This window comes from Pseudoalteromonas sp. L23, from assembly GCF_021728455.1.
Lineage (GTDB): Bacteria > Pseudomonadota > Gammaproteobacteria > Enterobacterales > Alteromonadaceae > Pseudoalteromonas.
The window spans coordinates 29,686-54,149 of the sequence record NZ_JAKKCW010000012.1; the positions used below are offsets into that span (position 1 = coordinate 29,686).

Annotated in this window: 12 protein-coding genes; 10 read left to right on the forward strand and 2 right to left on the reverse strand. The window is 45.0% G+C overall.

Features of this window, described 5'->3' with window-relative positions:
- The first annotated feature begins 3 nt into the window (after positions 1-3).
- From L3V43_RS17885 to L3V43_RS17930, 10 genes are all read left to right on the forward strand, one after another.
- Entirely contained in the window at positions 4-717 is a 714-nt protein-coding gene (locus L3V43_RS17885; protein ID WP_010607661.1) for an ABC transporter ATP-binding protein, read from the forward strand.
- Positions 718-727: 10 nt separating this feature from the next.
- Entirely contained in the window at positions 728-3,148 is a 2,421-nt protein-coding gene (locus tag L3V43_RS17890; protein ID WP_237117143.1) for an ABC transporter permease, read from the forward strand.
- A 68-nt stretch (positions 3,149-3,216) separates the two neighbouring features.
- Complete coding sequence (locus L3V43_RS17895) at positions 3,217-4,218, forward strand: hypothetical protein (RefSeq protein ID WP_237117142.1); 1,002 nt, start codon at positions 3,217-3,219, stop codon at positions 4,216-4,218.
- 390 nt (positions 4,219-4,608) lie between these two features.
- Complete coding sequence (locus L3V43_RS17900) at positions 4,609-5,991, forward strand: sigma-54 dependent transcriptional regulator (protein WP_102056208.1); 1,383 nt, start codon at positions 4,609-4,611, stop codon at positions 5,989-5,991.
- 18 nt (positions 5,992-6,009) lie between these two features.
- Positions 6,010-7,302: an ATP-binding protein gene (locus L3V43_RS17905; RefSeq protein ID WP_102056207.1), complete on the forward strand. Its 1,293-nt coding sequence runs from the start codon at positions 6,010-6,012 to the stop codon at positions 7,300-7,302.
- Between the two features lie 305 nt (positions 7,303-7,607).
- Positions 7,608-8,291 (forward strand): energy transducer TonB, encoded by a 684-nt coding sequence (locus L3V43_RS17910; RefSeq protein ID WP_237117141.1) that lies wholly within the window; start codon positions 7,608-7,610, stop codon positions 8,289-8,291.
- A gap of 13 nt (positions 8,292-8,304) precedes the next feature.
- Positions 8,305-9,027 carry a MotA/TolQ/ExbB proton channel family protein gene (locus L3V43_RS23835; RefSeq protein ID WP_010607668.1) on the forward strand — a complete coding sequence of 241 codons (723 nt, stop codon included), beginning with the start codon at positions 8,305-8,307 and terminating at the stop codon, positions 9,025-9,027.
- Complete coding sequence (locus tag L3V43_RS17920) at positions 9,027-9,443, forward strand: biopolymer transporter ExbD (RefSeq protein ID WP_237117140.1); 417 nt, start codon at positions 9,027-9,029, stop codon at positions 9,441-9,443. Before L3V43_RS23835 ends, L3V43_RS17920 begins: the two co-directional genes overlap by 1 nt.
- Positions 9,444-9,915: 472 nt before the next feature.
- Complete coding sequence (locus L3V43_RS17925) at positions 9,916-11,220, forward strand: lysine N(6)-hydroxylase/L-ornithine N(5)-oxygenase family protein (RefSeq protein WP_237117139.1); 1,305 nt, start codon at positions 9,916-9,918, stop codon at positions 11,218-11,220.
- An 86-nt stretch (positions 11,221-11,306) separates the two neighbouring features.
- Positions 11,307-13,505: a TonB-dependent siderophore receptor gene (locus L3V43_RS17930; protein WP_237117138.1), complete on the forward strand. Its 2,199-nt coding sequence runs from the start codon at positions 11,307-11,309 to the stop codon at positions 13,503-13,505.
- A gap of 142 nt (positions 13,506-13,647) precedes the next feature.
- Here the strand turns inward: L3V43_RS17930 and L3V43_RS17935 are convergent, their stop codons facing one another.
- Both L3V43_RS17935 and L3V43_RS17940 read right to left on the reverse strand, forming a co-directional pair.
- The gene (locus tag L3V43_RS17935) at positions 13,648-21,081 is read right to left on the reverse strand and encodes a non-ribosomal peptide synthetase (RefSeq protein ID WP_237117137.1); all 7,434 of its coding nucleotides are present in this window, start codon (positions 21,079-21,081) and stop codon (positions 13,648-13,650) included.
- Complete coding sequence (locus L3V43_RS17940; protein WP_237117136.1) at positions 21,081-24,464, reverse strand: amino acid adenylation domain-containing protein; 3,384 nt, start codon at positions 24,462-24,464, stop codon at positions 21,081-21,083. Before L3V43_RS17940 ends, L3V43_RS17935 begins: the two co-directional genes overlap by 1 nt.

Consider the following 24,464-nt stretch of genomic DNA (forward strand, 5'->3'; position numbering starts at 1 on the left):
CTTATGACAAATAAAACAATTATTCAACTGGACAATATCGAGAAAAAATTCTCAACGGAAGATGTTGAAACTTATGCATTAAGCCAGATCAGTCTCACTATTAACTCTGGCGATTATATTGCAATTACAGGCCCTTCTGGTTGTGGTAAATCGACACTGCTATCGCTCATTGGCTTACTTGATGTGCCGTCAGCAGGTAAATACGTACTAAGTGGGCATGATGTCAGCCAAATCAGTCGAGATGAGCGAGCCGCCATCCGTAATGAACATATTGGATTTGTATTTCAGTCTTTTAATTTAATTAGCGATATGACTGTTGAGGAAAATATTGCTCTACCACTAAGTTATCGAAACAACATCGACCAAAAACAAATTAGTCATCTTATTGACTTCGCACTAGAAAAGGTTGATATGCAACATCGCCGTAAGCATTTCCCAAGTCAGCTATCAGGGGGCCAGCAGCAACGTGTTGCCATTGCCCGAGCGATTGCAGGAAAGCCAGCTTTAATTTTAGCTGATGAACCAACTGGTAACCTTGATTCTAAAAACACTGATGCGGTTTTAGAATTACTAAAAAAGTTACACAATGAAGGTACGACGATTGTTATGGTGACACATGACCCGCGCTCAGCTGGACAAGCCAACCGCCAAGTTGAGATGTTTGATGGTAAAATCGTTGCGGATCAAGTCGTAAGCGCAAAAAACTCTGCCGCTTAAGGTGTGCACTATGAATTATTTATTAGATATAAAATACGCTTTTCGACTTTTGGCAAAGTCTCCGCTTTTTACTATTTTGACAACCATCGTATTGGCAGGTGGTCTTGCGGTCAGTATATTCAGCTACTCTTTTTTGCATACCTTCGTCTTTTCTGATTTACCATTACCCGAAGGCGAGTCGATAGTGAAACTACAAGCGACAGAACAGGGCTATGACCGTATGTTTGATGCCGTTGACTTTGCTGCCATTCGGCCACAAATATCAACGCTAAGTGAATATGGCATGTATTATTCAACTTCAGTGCTGTTGGATATTAATGGTCAAGCTCAGTCTCACAATGCTACTTTTAGTGAATGGAACTTGTTCCAATTCTCCCGCGTCCAACCGCTAATGGGTCGAGCTTTTAGACCTGATGACAGCTCCCCTCGGTCAGAAAAAGTTGCCGTGATAGGCTATGACCTTTGGCAAAGTAAGTTCTTCGGCACGCCGGATATTCTTGACTCCACAATTAAAATCAATGGTAAAAATACCCGAGTCGTTGGCGTTATGCCTCAGGGATATGGTTTCCCTGTTGCTTCAAAATTATGGCTGCCGATTCCTGAGCCCTTGTTTACGACTCAAAATAGGGATCAAGTTTATGTAGATGTATACGCTCGGATAAAACCCGATATAGCACAAAACGTTGCCAATGACGCACTATCTCGCATCGCCAAAAACACTTATGAGATGCGTCGTCAAAATAGTGATACTGCAATCGATGACATTTACATCACGACTTTTCAAGCCGCGCAAACCAATGGTGCTGATGGTATTATCGTTTTCACCATTCTAAACATAGTCACCGGATTTATTTTTCTGCTAGCAGCAATTAATGTGGGGAATTTACTGTTAGCCCGCATGAATGCAAGAACCAAAGAGATATCTATCCGAGTCGCCCTTGGTGCGCCGCAGAAACGGCTTATCGTCCAAATGATGTGGGAAAGTATTATTATCTGCGTAGCTGGTGGCGTTATTGCTTTACTTTTATCAGGCTGGGCACTGCAACAAGTTAATCAGTTTTGGATTAACATGAATCTAGCTGACGGATTGGCCTATTGGTGGCACTGGGGACTTGACCTGAATACTATCTTTGCCACTATCATCTTCATTTTTGTCGCTATTATCATGACGGGTGTATTACCTGCGCTACATGTAACAGGTGGCGACTTCAACGCCATTTTGCGAGGTGGTACCAGAGGCGCGGCTAGCAGCAAAGGAAACAAAGTTACTAGAATGCTACTCACTACCGAAATTACTGTTGTTACGGTATTAATGTACCTAGGTATTGTCTCTAGTTTTTTTGCCAATCAGCTGATCAATTTAGATATTGGCTTAAACACCAAAAACATCTTGTCTGCCCAAGTTTCTCTGCCAGCAGAACGTTACGACTCCCACCCTCGCCGCAATGCACTCTACCAAAATATCGCATCTAGGCTACAGCAACAGTCAAGTGTGTCTGATGCAGTTGTCACTACTAGCTTTGGTAAAAATACCTTCATGCAACAAGGTATAAAATACCAGCTGGAGCAAGATAAACCACAAGCTGTGATTAGAAGTGTATCAGGCAACATTCAATTCACAGGTGTCCAGCTACTCACAGGCCGCTATATAGATTCAAGGGACCAAGGGAACACCATGCCTGCAGCAATGATCAGTAAAACTTTAGCACAGACTTATTGGCCTGAAGGATCGGCCATAGGTAAACAACTTAAAATAAGTGACGAAGTAGAAACAGCTAGTACTTGGGCAACAATTGTCGGCGTAGTTTCAGATCGTGTTGAAGGCACTCCAGTTAGCGATCCTAAAAATCTAATGACAATTTATCGTCCAATAAGTCAACTAGATAGCGGTAATATCAATATAGAATACAAGTTTATTGGTTCAGAGCAACAAGCTCGCTCAGTGATTTATGAAACGCTATACGCAATAGACTCAGAAGTACGTATCAGTGCACTTAAAAGTATGGAAGAATTACTCGTAATGCTAAGGGATCTCACTCACTCTGCAACCCAGCTATTTTTGAAATGCGGCTTATTTGCCTTGGCATTGGGAGTGACAGGTATTTATGGCCTCACGGCCAATTCAGTTACCCAACGCCAACATGAAATTGGGATCCGCAGGGCATTAGGTGCAAACGATCAAAACATCATCCGCTGGCTCGTTAAACTCGGAGCAAGACCGATGTTAAAGGGTCTAAGTATTGGTTTAGTTTTGTCAGCCATACTCAGCTTTGCCACTTGGCAGATCATCGCGTTAGATATCTATCTCTACGCGATTAGCGCCGTGGTTGTAATTGTAATAACAAGCACGGCTGTGTTAAGCGCCATTTACCTTCCTGCGCGCCGCTCAATTCAATTAGAGCCGAGTGAAACACTGCGCTGTGAAGACTGATGTAGCAAACCTCCTAGCTGACGATCTTTGTCAGCTAGGTCCTAAAATCAGACCCTAAGGAGAAGGAAATGTTTACAACTACTGTCATACGCGTCGGCTTTACAGCACTTGTTATGCTCTGCGCGACGTCGCAAGCACAACAACCCGCCCCACAAACCACTTCGCTTGAATCGGCATTTTACAATCGACAATATGAGCAAGTCGCTGAAGCATTAGCGGCACAAAAAAACAAAGATCTTAACTCGGAAATAATGGCTGTATCCGTTGCAGTAGCACAAGATAGCGACGATAAAGAAGCGATGCTAAATGCCTTGATCAAGCGGCATCCAGAAAATGCCGAAGTGCATTTTGTAGCTGGCGAATTATGGTATCAAATTAAGGAGCAATCGAACCTCTTTAATAAACTTGGTCTAGTGGAAAAATCTAATAAGCATTCAATTAGAGCTGCTGAGTTAGCACCAAACAATCCTAAATATTTAGTTGCTGCTGCAAAAGCTTTAGCTATTGAAAGCGGCTTTTGGGACTCAGAAAAGAAAGCATCGAAAGCTATCGTCGAACGACTGAAAGACATGGATAAGCATTATTATTATTTGGCTCTCATGGATTACCTTCAAAACACTCAAAATGAAAGCCTCGCGTTACAAACTGTAGATTTTGTGAATCAACACTACCCTCATGATATTGCCTTAGTAAACCGAGCCGCTAATTTGCTTTGGACTTTTTCGGCCAAAGAACAAGCACAGAATCTGTTCGCTAAAGGGTGCCAAATTAATAATGTAGCCACTGGGTTGTTACCTACTTGGCGAGATACTTGTGTGTCTGCCGCTTATTTAGCATTACAGGAACACGGGGATAAGCAATTAGCAGTTGATGCCATGGAGCACTTAATAAGCAAAGAACAAGTAGAAGATGAGCAGCACATAGAATACTTAATGCTGTTAGGTGAACTAAGTCGAGCAGTAAAGGACAACAATAAAGCTAAAAGTGCTTATCAACAAGCGCTAACACTTAGCAATGACAGTTCAACAAAGCGAGATATTCGCCGTGCACTCGATAAAGTAAGCCAATAAGCGACATTAGTAATATAGAGAAGGTAAAAATTGACTTGAAAAAACACAAGTAATTCAGCAAGATGGAGTTATTGCTATTATTTATCCTAGCAAAGATCATGAGTAAAGATTAAATTTTTATAATGTAAATCATATAGATAAAGATTTTTTCCTTGATACACATGATACCTCGAAGCAGCAAGCGTAATGTTTGTGAAGCAGTTGTTGTTGTAATATCAAATTACCGTTTTAATATAGCAGGCGTTAGATACTAATAACGCCGCTTCAGCTAAGCAAATATATGATATAGATAGTCTTACGGGTTGCATTGTCACCACCAGAGGAGTAGTAAAATGACAAAAATGGCAAGATATGCTCTACGAATTGCTGCCTGTTAATTAGGAAATCACGATGAGTGAATCGATTCTTGTAGCAGATGATAATCCAGACATCATCACCTCTGTACAACTACTGCTTGCTGAGTTTGACTATCAGGTATTCAGTGCTACTACCCCAACAGAGCTACTTAATGCACTGGAAACAAAGCACTTCGATCTAATACTCATGGACCTTAATTATCACTTAGACAGCACCTCAGGTATGGAAGGTCTAGAGTTATTAGCTAATATTCGAGCCAAATGGGACATCCCCGTAATAGTCATGACCGGATGGGCTACTGTAGAGTTAGCAATAACGGCTCTCCAACAAGGTGCTAATGATTTTATCCAAAAACCTTGGCAGAACGAACACCTCGCAAACAGCATTAAAACCCAATTAGCCTTAAGCGATAGCCAAAGGTTAAGCAAAAAACTAAGTGCCGAAAACAATCAGTTACGTACGCAACTCAGTAATAATCACTGCACTCTAATCGCAGACTCACCTGCGATGCAGAAATTAATTGCAGAAATAGATCGATTACGAGAAAGCCAATCGAGCATTTTACTTACCGGTGAAAACGGCACAGGAAAAACGCTACTCGCTCGCTATATACATAATGACTCACAACGAAGTCAGCAGCCTTTTATCTCCGTAAATATGGGAGCTATCGCTGATGGTGTGTTTGAAAGTGAATTTTTTGGCCATAAAAAAGGAGCGTTTACAGGAGCAATTACTAGTCGAGAAGGTCTTGTCAAACAGGCTCAATGTGGCACATTATTTTTAGATGAAATAGGGAACACTCCCCTTTCTCAACAAGCTAAAATACTTAGCGTGATTGAAGAGAAAATGTATACACCTGTTGGGAGCACACAGGTATATCACGCTGACGTCAGAGTCATTAGCGCCACTAATATGGATTTAGTCAGAGCGATAATGGAAGGAACATTTCGCCAAGATCTATTTTATCGTCTAAACACTATCGAACTTCGTGTACCGTCACTTAGGGAGCGTTTGGAAGATATTCCTCTTTTAGTAGATCATATGTTAGATAAGCTCATCGCTGAGTATAGCTTCGCACCAATAAGGCTTACGAATTGCGCCATGGAGAAACTTAAAGCACATTCATGGCCAGGCAATATTCGAGAACTTAACCATTGTATTGAACGGGCAGTATTTATGTGTCAAAACGGTGTCATAGATGCACATCATTTGCACTTAGTTACTGAGCCTGCAGCTACAACAGCAAACGCTGCGGTTACCGCAGCGGTACCATTAAATCTGACTTTGGATGAACTCGAACGACAAGCCATCATCGAAAGACTTGAACATTATGCAGGAAATGTGAAAAAGACAGCAGCATCATTAGGCCTTAGCCGAAGCGGCTACTATCGTAGAATTGAAAAGTACAACCTTTAAAACATAGCAGCTTTGACCTTGTCTACCACACTTAAAACCACAACTGGAATGCTCATAGTATTGAGTTTAGCCTTTTGTTATTTATTAAGCTTACTATCGGTATCTAAATATATCATAGCGTTGACAGGGCTATTTCTACTTCCAGCCTGCCTGTTTTTAACTAACCACATAAAAGCGAGCTATTACAACCAAACTAGAAACATTGCTGTATTACTAGAAGCACTGGTGGACGAAGACTACAACATACGGTCAGCCATCCGTGCTGAAGATGATGAGATGCTAGAAATAAAACAGCTCCTCAATACACTTTCACAAAGACTAGCACAACAAAATGTTGCCATAAAAGAAAGCCAACTTTTACTGGAAAAAGTGATCACTCACATTGATGTAGGAATAATTGCCACGGATGTTAACTACGACATAACCTTTGCAAACCCCGCAGCTAATGAGCTACTAGGCCTTCAATCGTCACAACAAGGCGCAAACTTAAGCTGCACTACAATCCCTGTAGAACAAGTTACAAGACAGCCACAAAGCTTTACCATTAAAGATGGTGCTGTTAGTAAAACCTATCGAATTGCGGTAGTAAAATACATTCATCATCAGCAGCTCAACTATCTATTTTTTATCAGCGACGTACAATGGTTACTAATAGATAAAGAGCGAGAGAGTTGGCAACGCTTACATCGAGTACTCAGTCATGAAGTTAACAATAGTTTAGCTCCGATCTCTTCTATTAGTGCCACGTTACTGAAACAGCTTCAGAAACTAGAAAGTGCTACACCGGCTCTTGAGCAGGGTCTTACGGTGATCCATAATCGCTCAACTTCGCTCTACAAATTTATTAGCAACTTTCAGAAAATTAGTAAGCTACCTCAACCTAATAAGCAACCGCTCGACATCTGTGAACTTATCGAAAAATGTATTTTACTATTTCCCGATAGCAAAATATCACTACTAAATCCAACGAAATGCCAGCTATATGCTGATCCACACCAATTAGAACAAGTCTTTGTGAATCTTTTAAAAAACGCTCAAGAAGCCATGAGTACAACAACAGGAGAGATTACCATTGAGTTTGAACAAAGCGACAAATATTGCAGTATAAAGATAATTGATGAGGGTGTCGGCATTAGTAATACTGATAACCTCTTTATTCCGTTTTTTTCTACCAAAGTGTCTGGCAGCGGTATAGGTCTAGTGTTTAGCCGGCAAATACTTTTCAACCATTTAGGTGATTTACAAATTCAAAATAGAAACGATAAAAAAGGAGCTGTTGCAATAGTTTCTCTTCCAAGGTTGCAATCGTAACAATTGCTACAGCGTTATATTACTATTTTTAGGTATACACCTTATTGCAGTAGATGAATCATTCATAAACAAAATATCCATCAATTAGAGGGATCGTTCTTGTATTTTTGTAACAAACAAAATAAAGTAATAACGATTTGCATTTAAATTAGTAACGGATGTACGTAGTTGTGCCTACCTCACACACAAAAGCTTTGCGACAGCAAACCCCAGACGTCGCGTCCTTAAGTTCATGTTTCCTTGTTATTGCTATTCATATCGGAGGCATTGCTTTTGCGTGGACAACTACCTCAATACCGGAGCCAATGGAAATATCTTCTCAGCACTCTAGCATTAAGGGCAAGTTTATCAACTTACCATCCCAAACAGAGGTAACGACAGTTCAACAGCCTGAACCTATTGTAGAACCTGAGCCTATTGTAGAACCTGAGCCTATTGTAGAACCTGAGCCTATTGTAGAACCTGAGCCTGTTGTAGAGCCTGAGCCTGTTGTAGAGCCAGAGCCTGTTGTAGAGCCTGAGCCTGTTGTAGAGCCTGATCCTGTTGTAGAGCCTGAGCCTGTTGTGGAGCCTGAACCTGTTGTAGAGCCTGAGCCTGTTGTAGAGCCAGCCCCAGTCAGCTCCGCAGTCCAACCAGAACAAAAAGATGTTAGTAACACAGCTGAGGTGGCCACCACCTCTCAGGATCCGAGTTTACCGCCAGGACTTGTATTACCGCACATGAGCGACGCTAATGCATTAAACAACCCGACACCTATTTACCCAAGATTATCCCGTAAATTTAAAGAACAAGGGACAGTCTTATTAAAAATTTATATTGAAGCGGACGGCAGCGTCTCTGAGATAGAAATACATGAGTCGAGTGGCCACGGTCGCCTAGATCAGTCTGCAAAAGCAACTGTAAAACACTGGCAATACCAACCGGCAACTCAAGACGGACAAGCGATCGGTTATTGGTACCTACAGCCTGTCAATTTTGCATTAAATTAAATAAGGAACAGTCATGGAGAACCCATACGGAATCGCCGCCATGTGGGCACAAAGCGATATCGTCATTAAAGCAGTAGCGTTTAGTTTGCTGTTTATGTCAATCGCAACTTGGTGCGTCATATTAATCAAAGGCATTAAGCTTTATAAATTAAAACAGCCACTTGTTGGCTCCAAGCAGTTTTGGCACGCACAAGATGTGCAGTCAGGTATTTTATTGCTCGAAACTCCAACGGGCCAAGCGACGCCCTTTAGTTCACTGGTCAACGAAGGCATGCATGCCAAGGCGCATCATGAGCAACACAAAGAAGATTTGCATGGTAATTTACCTATCGCGGAATGGTTAACTGCCAGCTTACGAACTTCTATTGACGAAAGTAAATCGGAACTACAGAGTAACTTAGCGATACTCGCTTCCATTGGTGCCACCGCTCCTTTTATCGGCTTGTTTGGCACGGTATGGGGAATTTACCATGCCCTGATAAGCATTGGCGTTAGTGGCCAAGCAAGTATCGACAAAGTAGCAGGTCCTGTGGGTGAAGCATTAATTATGACCGCTTTTGGCCTTGCCGTCGCTATCCCCGCAGTACTGGGTTACAACGCACTCACTCGGGGAAACAAACGCGTTGTAAACCGCCTGAACCACTTTGCTCACGAATTACACGCATTCTTACTGATGGGCTCTGCACCAAATGCAAACGCTAAGCGCCCAGTATTTAAATCGGTCGGAGGTAAATAATGGCGTTTGGCCAAGGGTTTGAAGATGACGAAGAGGTCATGGCTGAAATAAACATGACACCACTTGTGGATGTGATGCTGGTATTGCTGATCATTTTTATTATCACCATGCCTGTGATCACTCAGTCCATTGAAGTAGAGCTGCCCAAAGCAGCCTTGCAAGAAGCCAGCGCAGAGATATTGCCCGACAGCGTCTCTTTGATAGTACAAGCAAATGGTGATATTCAATGGCAACAACAAGCCATTACGCTCGCGCAACTTCAACAACGTTTAGTGGAAGTTGCCGCACAATCACCGCAGCCTCCGATCCAATTACAAGGGGCTGCCAAAGTTCCCTATGAAAAAATAGTCGAGGTTATGGCACTGGCACAGCAATCGGGCGTTAACTCGCTGAACTTTGTGACACAAACCGAGTAATAAAAGCAAGATAGCGCTAAGCGGGGTGTCGCCTTGTTATAGCGCTATGAAGATTGATAAATAGACAGAACTTAGCTTTTTTAACACAGTGCAACGGGCAGAGATTAGGCACTAAACGACGAAGGATCTCGTTAGACAGTTTAAATACGAATTAATTTCATAAATATTTAAATAAATTAAATTCTCACTCGTCTAATCCAAAACATAATTTTAGTTGAGCTTCTGATAGTCATACCAATTCGCTTAATTAAGTGATCTATTTTGAGGCGAGAAAATCTTGTCGATAACAAGGCGAAAATTTTGCTATTTAGTTGTTCTAAATGAGAAATTTTTAACGCGGTTAGCGTCAGATTTGCTCCTTCAAATTGAGCAAGTATTAAGACTAATTGGTATTAATAGTGCCCTGTCGGTCTTGACGCTCAGCAGGCCCTAGGACAATAGCAGTAGCTAACCGTAACTGTGAGGATTAAGTATGAACAACACATCTCGCTTTTCATTAGTAGGTATTGGCTTCGGACCTTCTAATATTGCACTAGCAATCGCACTTCGCGAACAAGGTCTAACAGATTGGGCTAACCATGCCTTGTTTATGGAACGTCAGCCAGAGTTTTCATGGCATAAAAATATGATGCTCGAAAACACGCACATGCAAATTTCCTTTTTGAAAGACCTTGTCACTATTCGTAATCCTAAAAGTGAATTTACGTTTATTAACTATTTACACCAAAAAAATCGCTTAGCAGACTTTATCAACCTTCAAACATTTTTCCCAAGCCGACATGAGTTTAACGACTACTTAGCATGGGCGGCTTCGCATTTTAAAGATCAAACCAGCTATGGCGAAACAGTATTTGATGTCCAACCGATTTTAGAAAACGAACAAGTTGTTGCGCTACAAGTGCATTCCAGAGGTGTTGATGGCAGTGAAAAAGTAGTTGAAACAGATAACCTAGTCGTCAGCATTGGTGGTGGTGGATATATACCAAAACAATTTAGAAAGCTGGCGGGCGACACCCGCGTATTCCACAGTAATGATTACAAAGTTGCTATTGAAGCAAATAACACAGCTAAGAAAATTGCCGTCATTGGCGCAGGCCAAAGTGCCGCCGAAATATTTATGGATTTACACGGCCGCGCAGATGATAGCCAAGTCGATTTTGTTATTCGTGCAAACTCTATTAAGCCATCGGACGACAGTCCATTTGTAAATGAAATCTTCAATGCAGAATATACTGATAAGGTGTTCTCCAAATCCGATATCGAACGCGAAGCCTTCTTAAAAGAATACCGCCAGACCAATTACGCTTGTCCTGACTTACCCCTTATCGAACAAATTTACGGCGTATTTTACGAACAAAAAGTACGCAGCCACTATCGCCATCGCTTCCTTTCTAGCACAGAAGTCGCAGCGGTTGACGCGGACGAAAACGGTATTCATCTAACCCTCACAAACCGCAAAACTGGCGACACTAAAGTGTGTAGCTACGATGCGGTGGTGTTGGCAACAGGCTATGTACGTGATCAGCACAAAACGCTATTGGCGCCTTTATCGAAATACTTAGGTGACTTTACCGTAGGACGCGACTACCGCATTCAAAGCACGGAAGACTTTAAACCGAATATTTTCTTGCAAGGCGCATGCGAAAGTTCCCATGGACTGAGCGATACCTTGTTATCAATTTTGGCAGTCCGTAGCCAAGAAATTGGCGAGGTACTTAAACAACTAAAACAAACATCAACGCCTCAAGTTACTGATAACACGGCGCTAGTGGACTAGCCTCGAACTAAAACGGGTGATTGAGAAAAGCTCTGCTCAATCACCTCATAAATAAATCTGCTTCTCAAAAATAATAAGGAGTCTTTGTGAAACAACAACGCTCAACCCCATTGTTAACCCTATCACCCATTGCTGCCGCCATTTTAGGTTTAACACTGGTATCAACTGCACATGCTGAAGGTAACTCGCCAAGCAAACTAAAAGCGGTTACCGTCAATGCTGATGCCGACCAAGAAACGGCAACAGGTCCGGTTGAAGGTTACAATGCACGCCGCAGTGCAACTGGCTCAAAAATCGATGTTGCAATAATTGAGGTGCCACAAACCATCAATGTTGTCACCGCAGACAAAATTGAAGCCATCGGCGCAACGCGTGTAACAGAAGCATTATCATATACCGCAGGTGTAAATACCGCACCTTGGGGTGACTTACCACAATACGATTGGTTATACATTCGTGGCTTTGATGCTTATGCACCTGGTTTCTACCAAGATGGTCTACAGATCCGTAACAGTGGTAACTGGGGTTTATGGCAGACCGAAAGCTACGGTATGGAGCGTATAGAAATTCTTAAAGGTCCCTCTTCAGTATTATATGGTCAAAATGGTCCAGGTGGCGTCGTTAACCTAGTTAGTAAAATGCCAACGCCATTTTCGCAAAATGAGCTGCAGATCAAACTTGGCAATAACAGCCTCAAACAACTAGCCGTTGATATGTCAGGTCCAATTGACGACGATAGCGAGTATTTATATCGCGTGACAGGCTTAACCAAAAAGTCTGATTTGAGCACCGATCCACTAGAAAACGATCGCGACTACTTAGCCCTATCAATGACTTGGCAACCAAGTAGCCAAGGGAAAATCACCTTTTACTCACAGTATTACGACATTGAGTCTGGCGCTGCTTGGCACGCCTACCCAACAACAGGTACTATTTTACCTAACCCTAACGGCCAAATCCCGTTTTCAACATTGATTGGTGAGCCTGATTTCAACCGCTACAACCAAGAGCAGTGGGTAGTAGGTTATAAAGGCGAGTATCATTTCAATGACAGCTGGCAAATCAAGCAACACGCGCGCTATGCGGAATTTGACGTTGACTATGGCATCATTTGGGGTAAATGGGCGCAAAAAAATGCTGATAACCCAAATGACCCTGAAAACTTCCGTTACTTAGCCCGTACTCCACTATCAAGTAAAGAGGAAGTCAGCGGCGCAACTATCGACACGCATTTGATCGGTCAGTTTTCACACGGCAACGTAGAACATACATTACTTATTGGTGCCGATTATCAAGATACAGAGATTGAAGTGAGAGCGCGCTACGGCGGTGTGTTAGCTGATCTTGATATATTTAACCCGACTTACGGCTCAAGTGTGATCCAGCCTGAACCTAACATCAAGGGTATTTCCAAGCTAGAGCAGTTTGGTATTTATATCCAAGACCAAATCAAAATTAATGAGAAGATCATCATTTCTTTGGCTGGTCGTTGGGATGAAGCAAAGCTAAAAAATGAGACGCTAGAAGGCCAAGTAGACCCGACATCAGTGCGTACAGACAGAGAATTTAGTGCTCGCGCAGGGGTTGTTTATTTAGCTGATAACGGCTTAGCCCCTTATTTTAGCTACTCCGAATCTTTTGCACCGACAACCAATGTTGACCCTGCTACCGCTCGCCCTTTCTCACCTGAAACAGGTAAACAATACGAAACCGGTGTGCGCTATCAACCAAAGGACTCAACTTCAAGCTATAGTGCAGCGGTATTTGAGATTGAACGTAGTGACTTCACTCAGTGGGTATGGACAACCGAACCTGCTGGCTACAAACAAACGGGTGCCGTCGTTGTGCGCGGTTTAGAGTTTGATACCTTTGTACAACCAACTGAAAAAATGAACTTAACCGCTTCTTACGCTTATATTCCTAAAGCGGATGTCACTGAGAGTGGTCTTGATCCAAGACTTGCTGACGAAGTCGGCAAACAGGATAAAGCAGTTTCAAAGCATCAGTTTAATATCTGGAGTGACTATCAACTTACTGACGACTTCACTGTAGGTTTAGGCGCACGTTACACGGGTAGTAACAAAGGTACTGGTGAAAAAGCACCTAAAACCGTTGAGGGTTACACCCTGTTTGATGCCATGGCAAGCTATGATCTGGCACAATGGCGCTTTGCACTGAACGTACGTAACCTAACTGACAAAAAGGTTATCGCTTCATGTGGTGAAACATCCTGCTCCTATGGCAGTCGCCGAAACATCGCATTAACTGCAACTTACCAATGGTAAGTGCTAGCAACTAGAGTTAACTCTCACAAAAACGGCGCTACTCAGCGCCGTTTTTATTTCCAAAGACAAACCTTCCAAAGACAACCCTAAAGATAAAAATAAAGCGACTTAGAGCCGCTTTATACTTTAACTTTAAACTTCGCTAGACACGTTCTAATATAGTGCAATCTTTAACCACCGCGAAATGTCCAACATCCAAGTCGTGAGACGAAACACTTTGGCTATTCAACCACTCGTACCACCATGCTTTATGCGCTTGCTCTCGACCTTTCATCCAAAATAGTTCAGCCTTACCGGTGTAAACAGGCAGCGTCTCAATATTGACAGCAGCCAAAAATAGCGGTTGGAAGGCCAGATATAAATGGTATAAGTCTTGAGCCGTTAACTGTCCGTAACCCGTCATAAACTCCGTCCTTGGGTGCTCAAACACTTGCTGCATCAACTTTTGAATGTCATCACTTGATATCTGCTGTTGAGCAGAACATTCAGTCAGCGTACTTTGTATTTCAACGTCTTGCATCAAGGCAAACCCACTTTCTTCGCTCAGTAATAAGCTGAAGAAGGTTTGTAGCTGCATCATTGGGCCTATTTGCTCTGCCAGTGTTGAGCGCTGTGCACTTGCATTAGGTGGCGAGTAAGGGTCAAGTAAAAGCAGCTGCTCTACTTGCTCACCTTGTTGTTCTAACTCAGCGGCAATAGCGTGCGCCAACACGCCACCTAAAGACCAGCCACATAAACGGTAAGGTCCGCGAGCTTGCACTTTGCGAATTTCGCTCAGATGCGATGCCACCAGCGCAGATAAATCAGCAGCTTGCCCGGTTAAGGGATCAGGCTGATAGGTCAGCCCGTACACTGTGCGCTTGCCATCGAGATGCCTTGCCAAAGTGGTGTAGTCCAACACTTTACCAAAACCATCATGTAAGCAAAATAGCGCACTTGCAGTGGCTGATTTTTGATTCAGTGCGATAATAGGCTCGCTACAAAGTGTATTTCCGGAGCCTGTAGTGCCTTGCAACTCAGTTAACTGCAAGGCTAACTGGCTCAGATCCGCAGTTTCAAACATGTGTTTTACCGCCATTTCAAAACCACGTTGGCGCATCAATGACACCACTTTTAGACATGCGATAGAATCGCCGCCAAGCGTAAAGAAATTAGCAAAACGACTGATATTATTGATTCCTAAAACCTCAGACCAGACTTGCGCCACACTTTGCTCCATATCGTTTATTGGCGCAACAAATTCTCCGCTATCTTGCCAAACCGGTTCCGGTAAAGCGTCGCGGTCAATTTTCCCATTCGGGCTAAGTGGCAAGCGCTCAAGACTCAAAATGCTGTTTGGCACCATATAGTCGGGTAAGACTTTGGCTAAGATGCTTTTTAGCTCATCACTTGACTGTACTTGTTGAGACTGCACATAGCCAACTAAACGCTCGCCTGACGGCGAAGGCTTTGCTAATACAACGGCTTTTTGAATACCGCTAATACTTGCAAGCTGAGCTTCAATTTCTTCAAGTTCAATACGTAGGCCTCGGATCTTAACTTGGTGATCAAGTCGGCCCATGTATTCAATCAGTCCTTCTTTATTCCAACGCACCAAATCACCGGTACGGTAAAGGCGACCACCTGATGCGGATATCGGATCGGCAACAAATCGCTCTGCGGTTAAGTCAGGGCGGTTAAGATAACCTCGGCTCAACCCTACTCCACCTAAATAGAGCTCACCTACTACTCCTTGAGGAACCGGCGTCAAGTACTCATCGAGTACATAACAACTGGTGTTTGAGATAGCACGACCGATTGGAATTGTGGTTCGTGGCGCTGGCGTAAACTCCCAGTTGGTCACATGAATTGTGGTTTCTGTTGGTCCATATAAATTATGCACCTTAGCATTTGGTAGTGCGGCGAACATACGTTGACGAAGTTCCGGTGGCGCAGCCTCTCCTCCTACCATAATGTTACGTAAATAGTTCTCTTCATTGGGGTTAGTTTGCTCAATAAAGGCTTGTAGCATCGTCGGTACAAAACTTGCTGTTGTAACTTGTTGCGCCTTGATAAGTGCAATTAATTTGTCTGGATCTTTATGATCTCCGGGTTCAGATACTACAATGCGGCCGCCTTGACTCAGTGGGAAAAATAGCTCCCAACAAGACACATCAAAGCCAAATGGCGCCTTATGTAACACCGCATCCTCCCGTGTAAGCTGATACTCGCGCTGCATCCACTGCATACAGCTAACCAATGAGCGGTGACTAATAGCCACGCCTTTAGGTCGTCCCGTCGAGCCTGAGGTATAAATCACATAAGCCAGCTGCTCTGGGTGAGCATCAACAATGAGATTATCTTGGCTGTATGGCGCTAAGTCTATCTGTTGCCATACACACTGCGTGATCTGCTCAGGGAATGACGGCAGTGCATCTACCCCTTCAGCATGAGTCAATAGCAACTGTACGCCACTTGACGCCACAATATATTGCAAACGCTCCGCTGGATAATCTAAATCTAGTGGTACGTACGAGGCACCCACTTTCATGATTGCCAACAGACTTATCACGGTTTCAACACTACGCCACATGCCCACAGCGACTCGGCTCTCTATACCCACGCCTTGTGATTGTAGATAATGCGCGAGCTGATTCGCTTGTTGGTTAAGCTCAGCGTAACGCACGTGATTGTTTTTAAATGTGACGGCAATAGCGTCAGGCTGTTTTTGCACCTGTGCTTCAAATAAGCGGTAGACCGCTTGCTGGGTGTTCTCTTTGGTGGTGTTTTCGCTCCACAAGCGCTGAGTTTGCCACGCATTGTCAGTCAACGCTTGCCAATCACCTAGCTGTTTTAGTGCAGGCTCTGCGACAAGCTGAGTCAACGCATTCAGTAAATAGCCACACAACTGCGCAGGTTCAACACTCGGTAGTGTTTGCGCTACGATGTTAAAGCCATCGCCAGCATCGTCAATAGAAACTCCAATAGGGTAATTGGTGCGTTCCTCACCGCCAAATACTTGCCAGCCATCATCGGTAACATAGAGCTTTTTCGAATCACCATGTTTGTGCGCATTTGGGCTATAGCGATAGTTCAACAGCGTCGAAAACAGCGGCGTTCCTTTCGCTACGTTGCTGCAAGATTGTGCTTTGGATAAGCTCGCACTTTCATGGCAAATAAGCGCAGTTAACAGCTGCTGCGCTTGTTGCAATCCTGATTTAAGATCTGCTTGGCGCAATCGAAAACGGATCGGCAATGTATTGATAAACATGCCAACAGCCCTGTCGGCGCCTTCTCCACCTTGTGAGCGGCCAAACATCACCGTGCCAAATACCGGATCATTTAGTCCGGTCAGCTTTTGTAGCACCATCGCCCAAGCTAGGTGGAATACCGCCGCAGCACTGGTGTTTTGCTTTACGGCAAGGTGGCGCACTTGGGCGGCCAGTGCTTCAGGCACGGCAGTTTCGTGCGTTAGAATGTCCTCACCTGTGCCCTTAATATCTAACAACCCAAATGGCGCAGTTGGCGTTTCTATATCCCCTAATAATTCGCTAAAGAACGTATTTTGCTCCGCTTCGGCCTCTGGGTTTTGCTGCGCTAGCGCCACAAAATGTCTAAACGGCACAGGCTCTGGCAGTAGCGCTGCATTACCCGCTAAAATCATCTGCACTTCTTCAACGAGTACTTCTAAGCTGGTGTGGTCCATCACTAAATGATGACTCGGCAGTTGCAACCAGCAGGTCTCGTCTTGCACTTCGGCAATAGCGATGGCGGCAATTAAAGGTGCACACTGTGTGTTTAGTCTAAAGTGGGTTGGATCTACGGCTTCATTTAAGCGTCTTGCTGCTGCCGTTAAGCCTGCTTCATCGGCAGCTAATGGCGCGTCACAGGCATAATCTAACCACTTGATTTCCACTTTGGCCTGACGCTGCACGACTTGCACAGGCTCAGGCAGGCCCTGCCAAAAAATGGCTGTCCGCAGAATATCATGACGGGCAATAACCAGGTTAAGCGCATCAACAAATGCACTTAGCTGCGCGCGGCTTTCAAAACGTAATAGATTAGGCGTAATGTAAGCGTCGCCTTTTTCTTGCAAAGTATGGTGGAATAAAATTCCCGACTGCAGCGGCGCCAGCGGATAAATATCTTGGACATTTTGTACGCCCCCATCTACTTGCTCGACGACTTTAGCTATCTGGTCATTATCCAGACTGACCAATGGCAGCATTTCACTGGTGATAACAGCGGTATCCGTCGCAATCCCTGACCATGCGGTTTCTGGTGCCGTATCTTGGCGGTAAGGCGTAAGGGCAGCAGCGAAGTGTTTGAGCACTGGCTGACTAAATAGGGTTTTCACTTGTGCTTGCCAGCCAGCTTGGCGGGCACGCTCCACCAGCTTAATTGCCAGCAGTGAGTGGCCACCTAATGAGAAGAAGTTGTCATCCCTGCCCACTCGCTCAAGGCCGAGTAAATCTGCCCATAGGTGTGCAGCCATGGTTTCAGCCTCACCTATCGGTGCGCTGTATTCTTGCGCTTTGGCCCATTGCGGCTCAGGCAAAGCTTTGCTATCGACTTTACCATTGGCTGTCAGTGGCATTTTATCTAACACCACAAACGCATTGGGCACCATATAATCCGGGACATTTTCACCAAGCGCTTGAGCTAATTGCTGCTCATCTTGAATACTACCAGTTACGTAAGCGACCAATTTATCGCCAGTAGCCAAGTGTTTAACTAAGACTTTGGCTTCACGCACTTGAGGTAAGCGTCTTAACTGCTCGGCAATTTCACCCAGCTCTATTCTAAACCCTCTGATCTGTACTTGGTCATCGCTACGACCTAGGTATTCAATCTCACCGTTTAGATTCCAGCGCGCCAAATCACCAGTACGATACATCCTTTGGCCATTACCTAACACGCTGTCTGCAACAAAGCGTTCGGCGGTTAAATCTGGTCGGGCAAAATACCCTCTGGCCAGCTGGATGCCTCCTATGTATAACTCTCCAGTAACGCCCTCTGGCACGGGGTTTAAACTGGCATCTAAAATATAGGTATGGGTTTGTGAAATACCTTGGCCAATAGGTGCCAAGCTTCTCTTGTCGTTAATAAAAGGCCAGTGGGTTACATGAATTGTGGTTTCTGTTGGCCCATATAGGTTGTTCATCACAACATCAGGCAGTGCCTTGTATGTGTCACGGAATAATTCAGCAGGCACGGCTTCACCACCACACATGATATGCCGCAGCGAGGTGCATTCAGCCACATCAGGTAGCTCGATAAAGGCCTGTAATAAAGCCGGAGGAAACGAGGTAATTGCGACTCTTTGCTGTTGGATAAGTCGCTTCAGTTCGAGTGGATCGCGTTGGTCACCAGGTTTTGCAACCACCACAGACATCCCTTCACTCAGAGGGAAGAAAATTTCCCAGCAAGACACATCAAACCCAAAGGCGGCTTTGTGCAATACCGCTTCCTCAGGTTGTGGAGAGTATTGTCTTGCCATCCATGCCATGCAGTTACTCAGTGCACGATGGCTGATCGCAGCCCCTTTCGGGCGACCCGTTGAGCCCGAAGTATAAATCATATAAGCCAATTGCTCGGGATGAATAGCCACGTCGAGCGATTGGGCTGACAACGTTTGCCAAGGCAATTGTGCTAAGTTGACGACTGGCAGAGAAGCCAAATGGTGTGTGATCTGCGTATCTTTCAGCACCTCGGTTAATTTCGACTGTGCGTCAGGGTGAGTGATAATGGCTGTGAGTTGACTATTTTCTGCGATGTAAGCCAGTCGCTCTGGCGGATAATCTTGGTCCATAGGCACAAAGGCAGCGCCAGTTTTTAACACGCCTAATAACGTCACTACCGTATCCATACTGCGCTGTAGCGCTACACCGACTCTATCTTCGCGACCAATATTTAGGCTTTGAAGGTGCTGCGCAAGCTGATTTGAACGTTCATCCAGTTGTTTATAGCTCAACGTTAAATCTGCAAATACCGCTGCCACTGCATCTGGCTGGGTGTCAGCCAAACGGCTAAACTTTTGCTGCACTGGGGTGGTGTCTTCTAGTTGTGGATTTAACCCCCAACGCTGCCATTGCTGCGTTTCACTATCGTCTAGCAAGTTAATGTCACCAAGGGCCATAGTCGGCTCAGTGAGCAAGGCAGCAAGCACTCGCTCAAAGTGCTGACTCATGCGAACAATGCGTTGTGTGGAGATGGCCTTTTGATCGTAAGTAAAGGTCAAAAAGCAAGCGCCCGCTCGGTTTTCATGAGCATCTAACACCAACTCAAACTGCACTTCTCCTGTGGTTGCGGGCAATTCACCCACTTTGAGCCCAGGCAACTGTTGTAACTGGCTTAAATCACCAAACTGATAGTTAAACAATATCTGAAATAACGGATGCACTTCGCTACTTCGCTCAGGTTGCAAGGCTTCAACTAATTGCTCAAAAGGTAAATCTTGATATTCTTGTGCTCCAAGTGTGGAAGCCTTTACCTGTGCTAAAACCTGTTGCAATGAAGTGCGGCTGTCAAAGCGGTTATCCTGCACTTGGGTATTGACGAATAAGCCGACCAAATTAGCGACTTCAGCCCGTTGTCGATTCGCGATTGGCGTACCGACACGGATCTGCTCCATCCCGGTATAGCGCTGTAGCAATACCTGAAATGCCGTCAGCAATATCATGTAATGAGAAACCTGATGGCTGGTGGCAAAAGTACCTAGCTGCTGCGTTAAGCTCTGTGGTAATTGCCAAGCGTGTGAGGCACCGCGAGCGCTGCCATGCTCTGAGTGTTGAGCTAAACCATTATCCACCTTAAGCTGTAACACTGGCTGTTCGTCACCGAGCTTTTGCTGCCAATACGCTAACTGACGCTCAAGCTCACCGGCCGTCATCCAGTCTTTTTGCCATTTAGCATAATCACCATAGGCAATATTCAGTGCTGGTAGCGCTGATTGGGCCAGCTGGCTCGATAAATCTCCCGGTGCAATTTCAGCGCTAAGCAATTGGCTATACAGCGCGGCAAATTCTCCCACTAAAATCTGTAAGGAACCACCATCGGCAATAATATGATGCACTACCACCACCAGTTGATATTGGTTTGGCGCAAGCGTGAGTAACCCCACACGGATTAAGTTGCCTTGGGTGAGATTAAACGGTGTGTTTAACCATTGCTGACGCACCGCATCAATGTTATCACCCGCTCCTACCTCTACCTGAAAATCATTGGCAATCTCGATTGGTAGCACCTGCTGCTTTACCTCAGCATCAACTTGTACAAATTGCGTGCGAAGCGAACTGTGACGAGCAATTAATAGCTGAAAAGCACGTGTCAACGCACTCAGGTTTACCTCACCTTCAAGCTGTAATCCCCCAGTGATGTGATACGCTGCACTGTCTGGGTCTAAATGCCATAAAAACCACTGACGTTGCTGTGCATAAGACAGCTCAGCAGCCTCAGCTGAGTGATGAAAAGGTAAAACGGGAAACTGACGCATGTTCAGCCCATCGGCTTGCACCTTTTGATAGACCAGCTGACGTTTTTCTTGAGGTAACTGATGAAAGCGCTCAGCAATGCGTTGGATGACCTCACTGCTCATTATAGGTTCTCCATAAATGCTTCTAAGTCGAGCAAGGCATCTTCTTGCTCTGGATTTGTTTGTGCTGAAATAATTGCAGCTAAGTCTTTTAGTATTGGATTCGCAAAGGCGTCGCGCACCGCAATGTCTACACCAAATTGTGCTTGGATTTGACTCAGGGTTTCCACCGCAAGTAAAGAATGTCCGCCAAGTGCAAAAAAGTTGTCGTCACGTCCGACTTTTTCAAGCTGCAGTACTTGCTGCCATATCTCGGCCAGTCCACTTTCGATTTCACCTTGTGGTGCCGCAAACGTTGAAAATTGCTGTAGCGATGGCTCAGGTAAAGCTTTACGGTCTAGCTTGCCATTCACGGTGAGCGGCAATTTTTCAAGCTGCACAAACACACTAGGGATCATATATTGCGGCAACTGAGTAGTGAGTTGCGAGTTAAGCGTATCAGGCTCAAGCTCAGCGTCATTTACCAACACCAAATATGCCACTAGTTGCTCGCCACCAGCGCTACTTTTCACTAACACCGCAGCATCAACTACATTGGCTAATTGCCTTAATTGGCTCTCTATTTCGCCCAATTCAATCCGCAAACCACGGATCTTCACTTGCTGATCTAAGCGGCCTAAAAACTCAAGTTGACCTTCATCATTCCAAACTACCTTGTCGCCAGTGCGATACATTCTAGCGCCTTGGCTGTTGCTATCGGCAAATGGATTCGCGACAAAACGATCGGCACTGAGATCCGGTCTAGATAAGTAACCACGCGCCAAGCACTCACCGGCAAGATATAACTCTCCTGCCACCCCTATCGGCACTTGATTGAGTGCACCATCCAATACATAAGCTTGTACGCCAGAGATAGGTTTACCAATTGGAATTACGTCATCTTGCTGGTGACACTGCCAGCTTGTCACCTCTATCGCCGTTTCTGTCGGTCCATAAAGATTGTGCAGTGCCGTTTGTTCAAAGTAGCTAAAAAATTGCTGTTGGGTTTGCAAGGTAAGCATTTCACCGCTCGTAAATACTTGGCGTAAACTTGGGCATAAGGCTTTTCCGCCCAGCGCATCGCGTGAGCTGCTTATCCCCGTCATAAATGCTTGCAACATGGAGGGAACAAAGTGACAAACCGTCACCGCTTCTGTTTCAATAAGTTGCCGAATTTGTGACGGTTCTTTGTGTTGTTCTGGCGCTGCTAATACTAGGCTTGCACCTTGCGTTAATGGCCAGAAGAACTCCCAAATAGATACATCAAAACCAAATGGCGTTTTTTGCAACACCCTATCACTGCCTTGAAGCTGATAGCGAGTTTGCCCCCAAGCCAAGCGATTTGCGACGCCACGATGTACACATGCAACCCCTTTGGGCTTGCCCGTCGAGCCTGAGGTATAAATCACATAGGCTAAGTTATCTAAATGGATTGTCACATTGGGTGCTGTGGTTGGATAAGCGCTTAACTCTAAGTGCTCAAGCCATGTTACTTGAGCGCTGATATTCTCTGCCAGCTGTGCTTTTACTGAAGCATGACTCAAGATACAAGCACAGGCGCTTTGCTCAATAATATAGTGTAAGCGTGCCTCGGGCAGTTGAGGCTCGATTGGTACGTAAGCCGCGCCCGCTTGAAGCGTAGCCAGCATCGCCACCACCATCTCAATGCTGCGCTCAAATAGCAATGCCACTTTCGACTCATGGCTGATATTTTGCGCCACCAAATACTGTGCTAATTGATTTACCCGTTGCTGTAATTCAGCATAGGTGACAGACTCGCCCGTAAACCTTAACGCAATCGCGTCTGGGGTTTTCTGTGCCTGAAGCGCAAATGCTTGAGGTACGCTAAGCAAGCTTGCTGAAGTTTTACCGCCAGATTCAAGCGCCGCTAAAGCCGCCTTCCGCTCAGCACTGTTCAGTAAAAGATCGCGAATTTGAGTCTCTGGAGCTTGGCAAAAGGTGCGCAGGAGCGACTGATATTGCTCGTCAAATGTGGAGATCCAAGCCGCTGAAAGTTTATTGCTATCAACACGCCATTGTAATTGCACTCCACCATCACTTAGCTCGGTTGTATCTAGCGCAAGGTCGCACATTACACCCTGAGTCAAACTAAAGTAATTGGTCAACGAGGCACCATGCAATTGTGCTAAACCACTGCTGCTATCTTTGAGGTGATTGAACATCACTTGATAAGGCGTTGCGCCCTGCAAGTTAGGTTGAAAACGCTTCATCAGTGAGTCTATGGGGATGTCTTGTTGCGCTTGGATTGCTAATGACTGTTCGGCACAGTTGCGCAATAGCTGCTGTAGCGTTAATTCACCAGCGACAGACAAGCGCATCAGCTGTATATTAACAAAAAAGCCAACCACACTATGGGTAGCAAACTGGTTCCGATTTGCCACCGGAACCGCCGTCAGCAGCTCATCTTCGTTTGTGTATCTATGCAGCAAAGCTTGATACGCAGTCAATAACACGACGAATAGCGAGACCCCTTGTTCACGCGCAAATTGTGTGACTTGTGCTGCCAATTGCGCGGGTAACTGAGTAACGAGTTGCTCTGCCTTAGGTACACTATTCGCTGAGTTTGTCACACCGAGTTCAACCACAGGCAAGTGACCTGTGAGTTGTTGCTGCCAAAATTGCCACTGCTGCTGCACTTGCTCAGCATCACTGTTAAGCCAATCATTTTGCCACTGAGCAAAGTCAGTATAATCTAACCGGTTCGCGTCATGGGTGATGGGTTGAGCGAGACTCGCTTTTTGATAAATTTCAACGAAGTCTTTAATAATCAAACTCTTCGACCACGCATCACTAATTATGTGGTGCATCACGACTAAGAGTACATGCTGTTCTGGAGCAAACTGCAACCACTGCATTCGCATCAAAGGACCTGTCCGTAAATCAAAGGGCGTTGCAGCGAAGCGCGCTAACCTTGCTTTATAAACCTGTTCCTGCGCTTGTTCGCGACTCAGCTCTGTATCATGTGCTTGCAGTGCTGCGACTTCAGCGGCTAATTCGTGTTGCTCTACCGATTCCAGCGGTAAGCGCAGTGTCGGCAAAACCACTTGCGCAGGTTTGGCGCCTTCCCCTTCAACAAACTGAGTACGAAGCCCAGCATGGCGCTCAGATAAGTGATCTAAGCTTGCACGCAGCGCGTCTTTGTCTAGATGGCCACTTAAACACATCCCCCCACCAAGGTGGTATGCAGTATTTTCAGGGTTGATCAACCACTCAAACCACAGCCTTTGCTGCGCCGCCGATAACGGCGCTTGAAGTTTGCCAAGTTTTTTAATTACTGGCGCACTCGACTGAACTGGCTGTTTATCCTCGAGCTGTTTAAGCATGGCTTTTTTCTGCGCCAGTGTCATATTACCTTTGCGCGCGGCCAATAGTGCATTGATCGACAT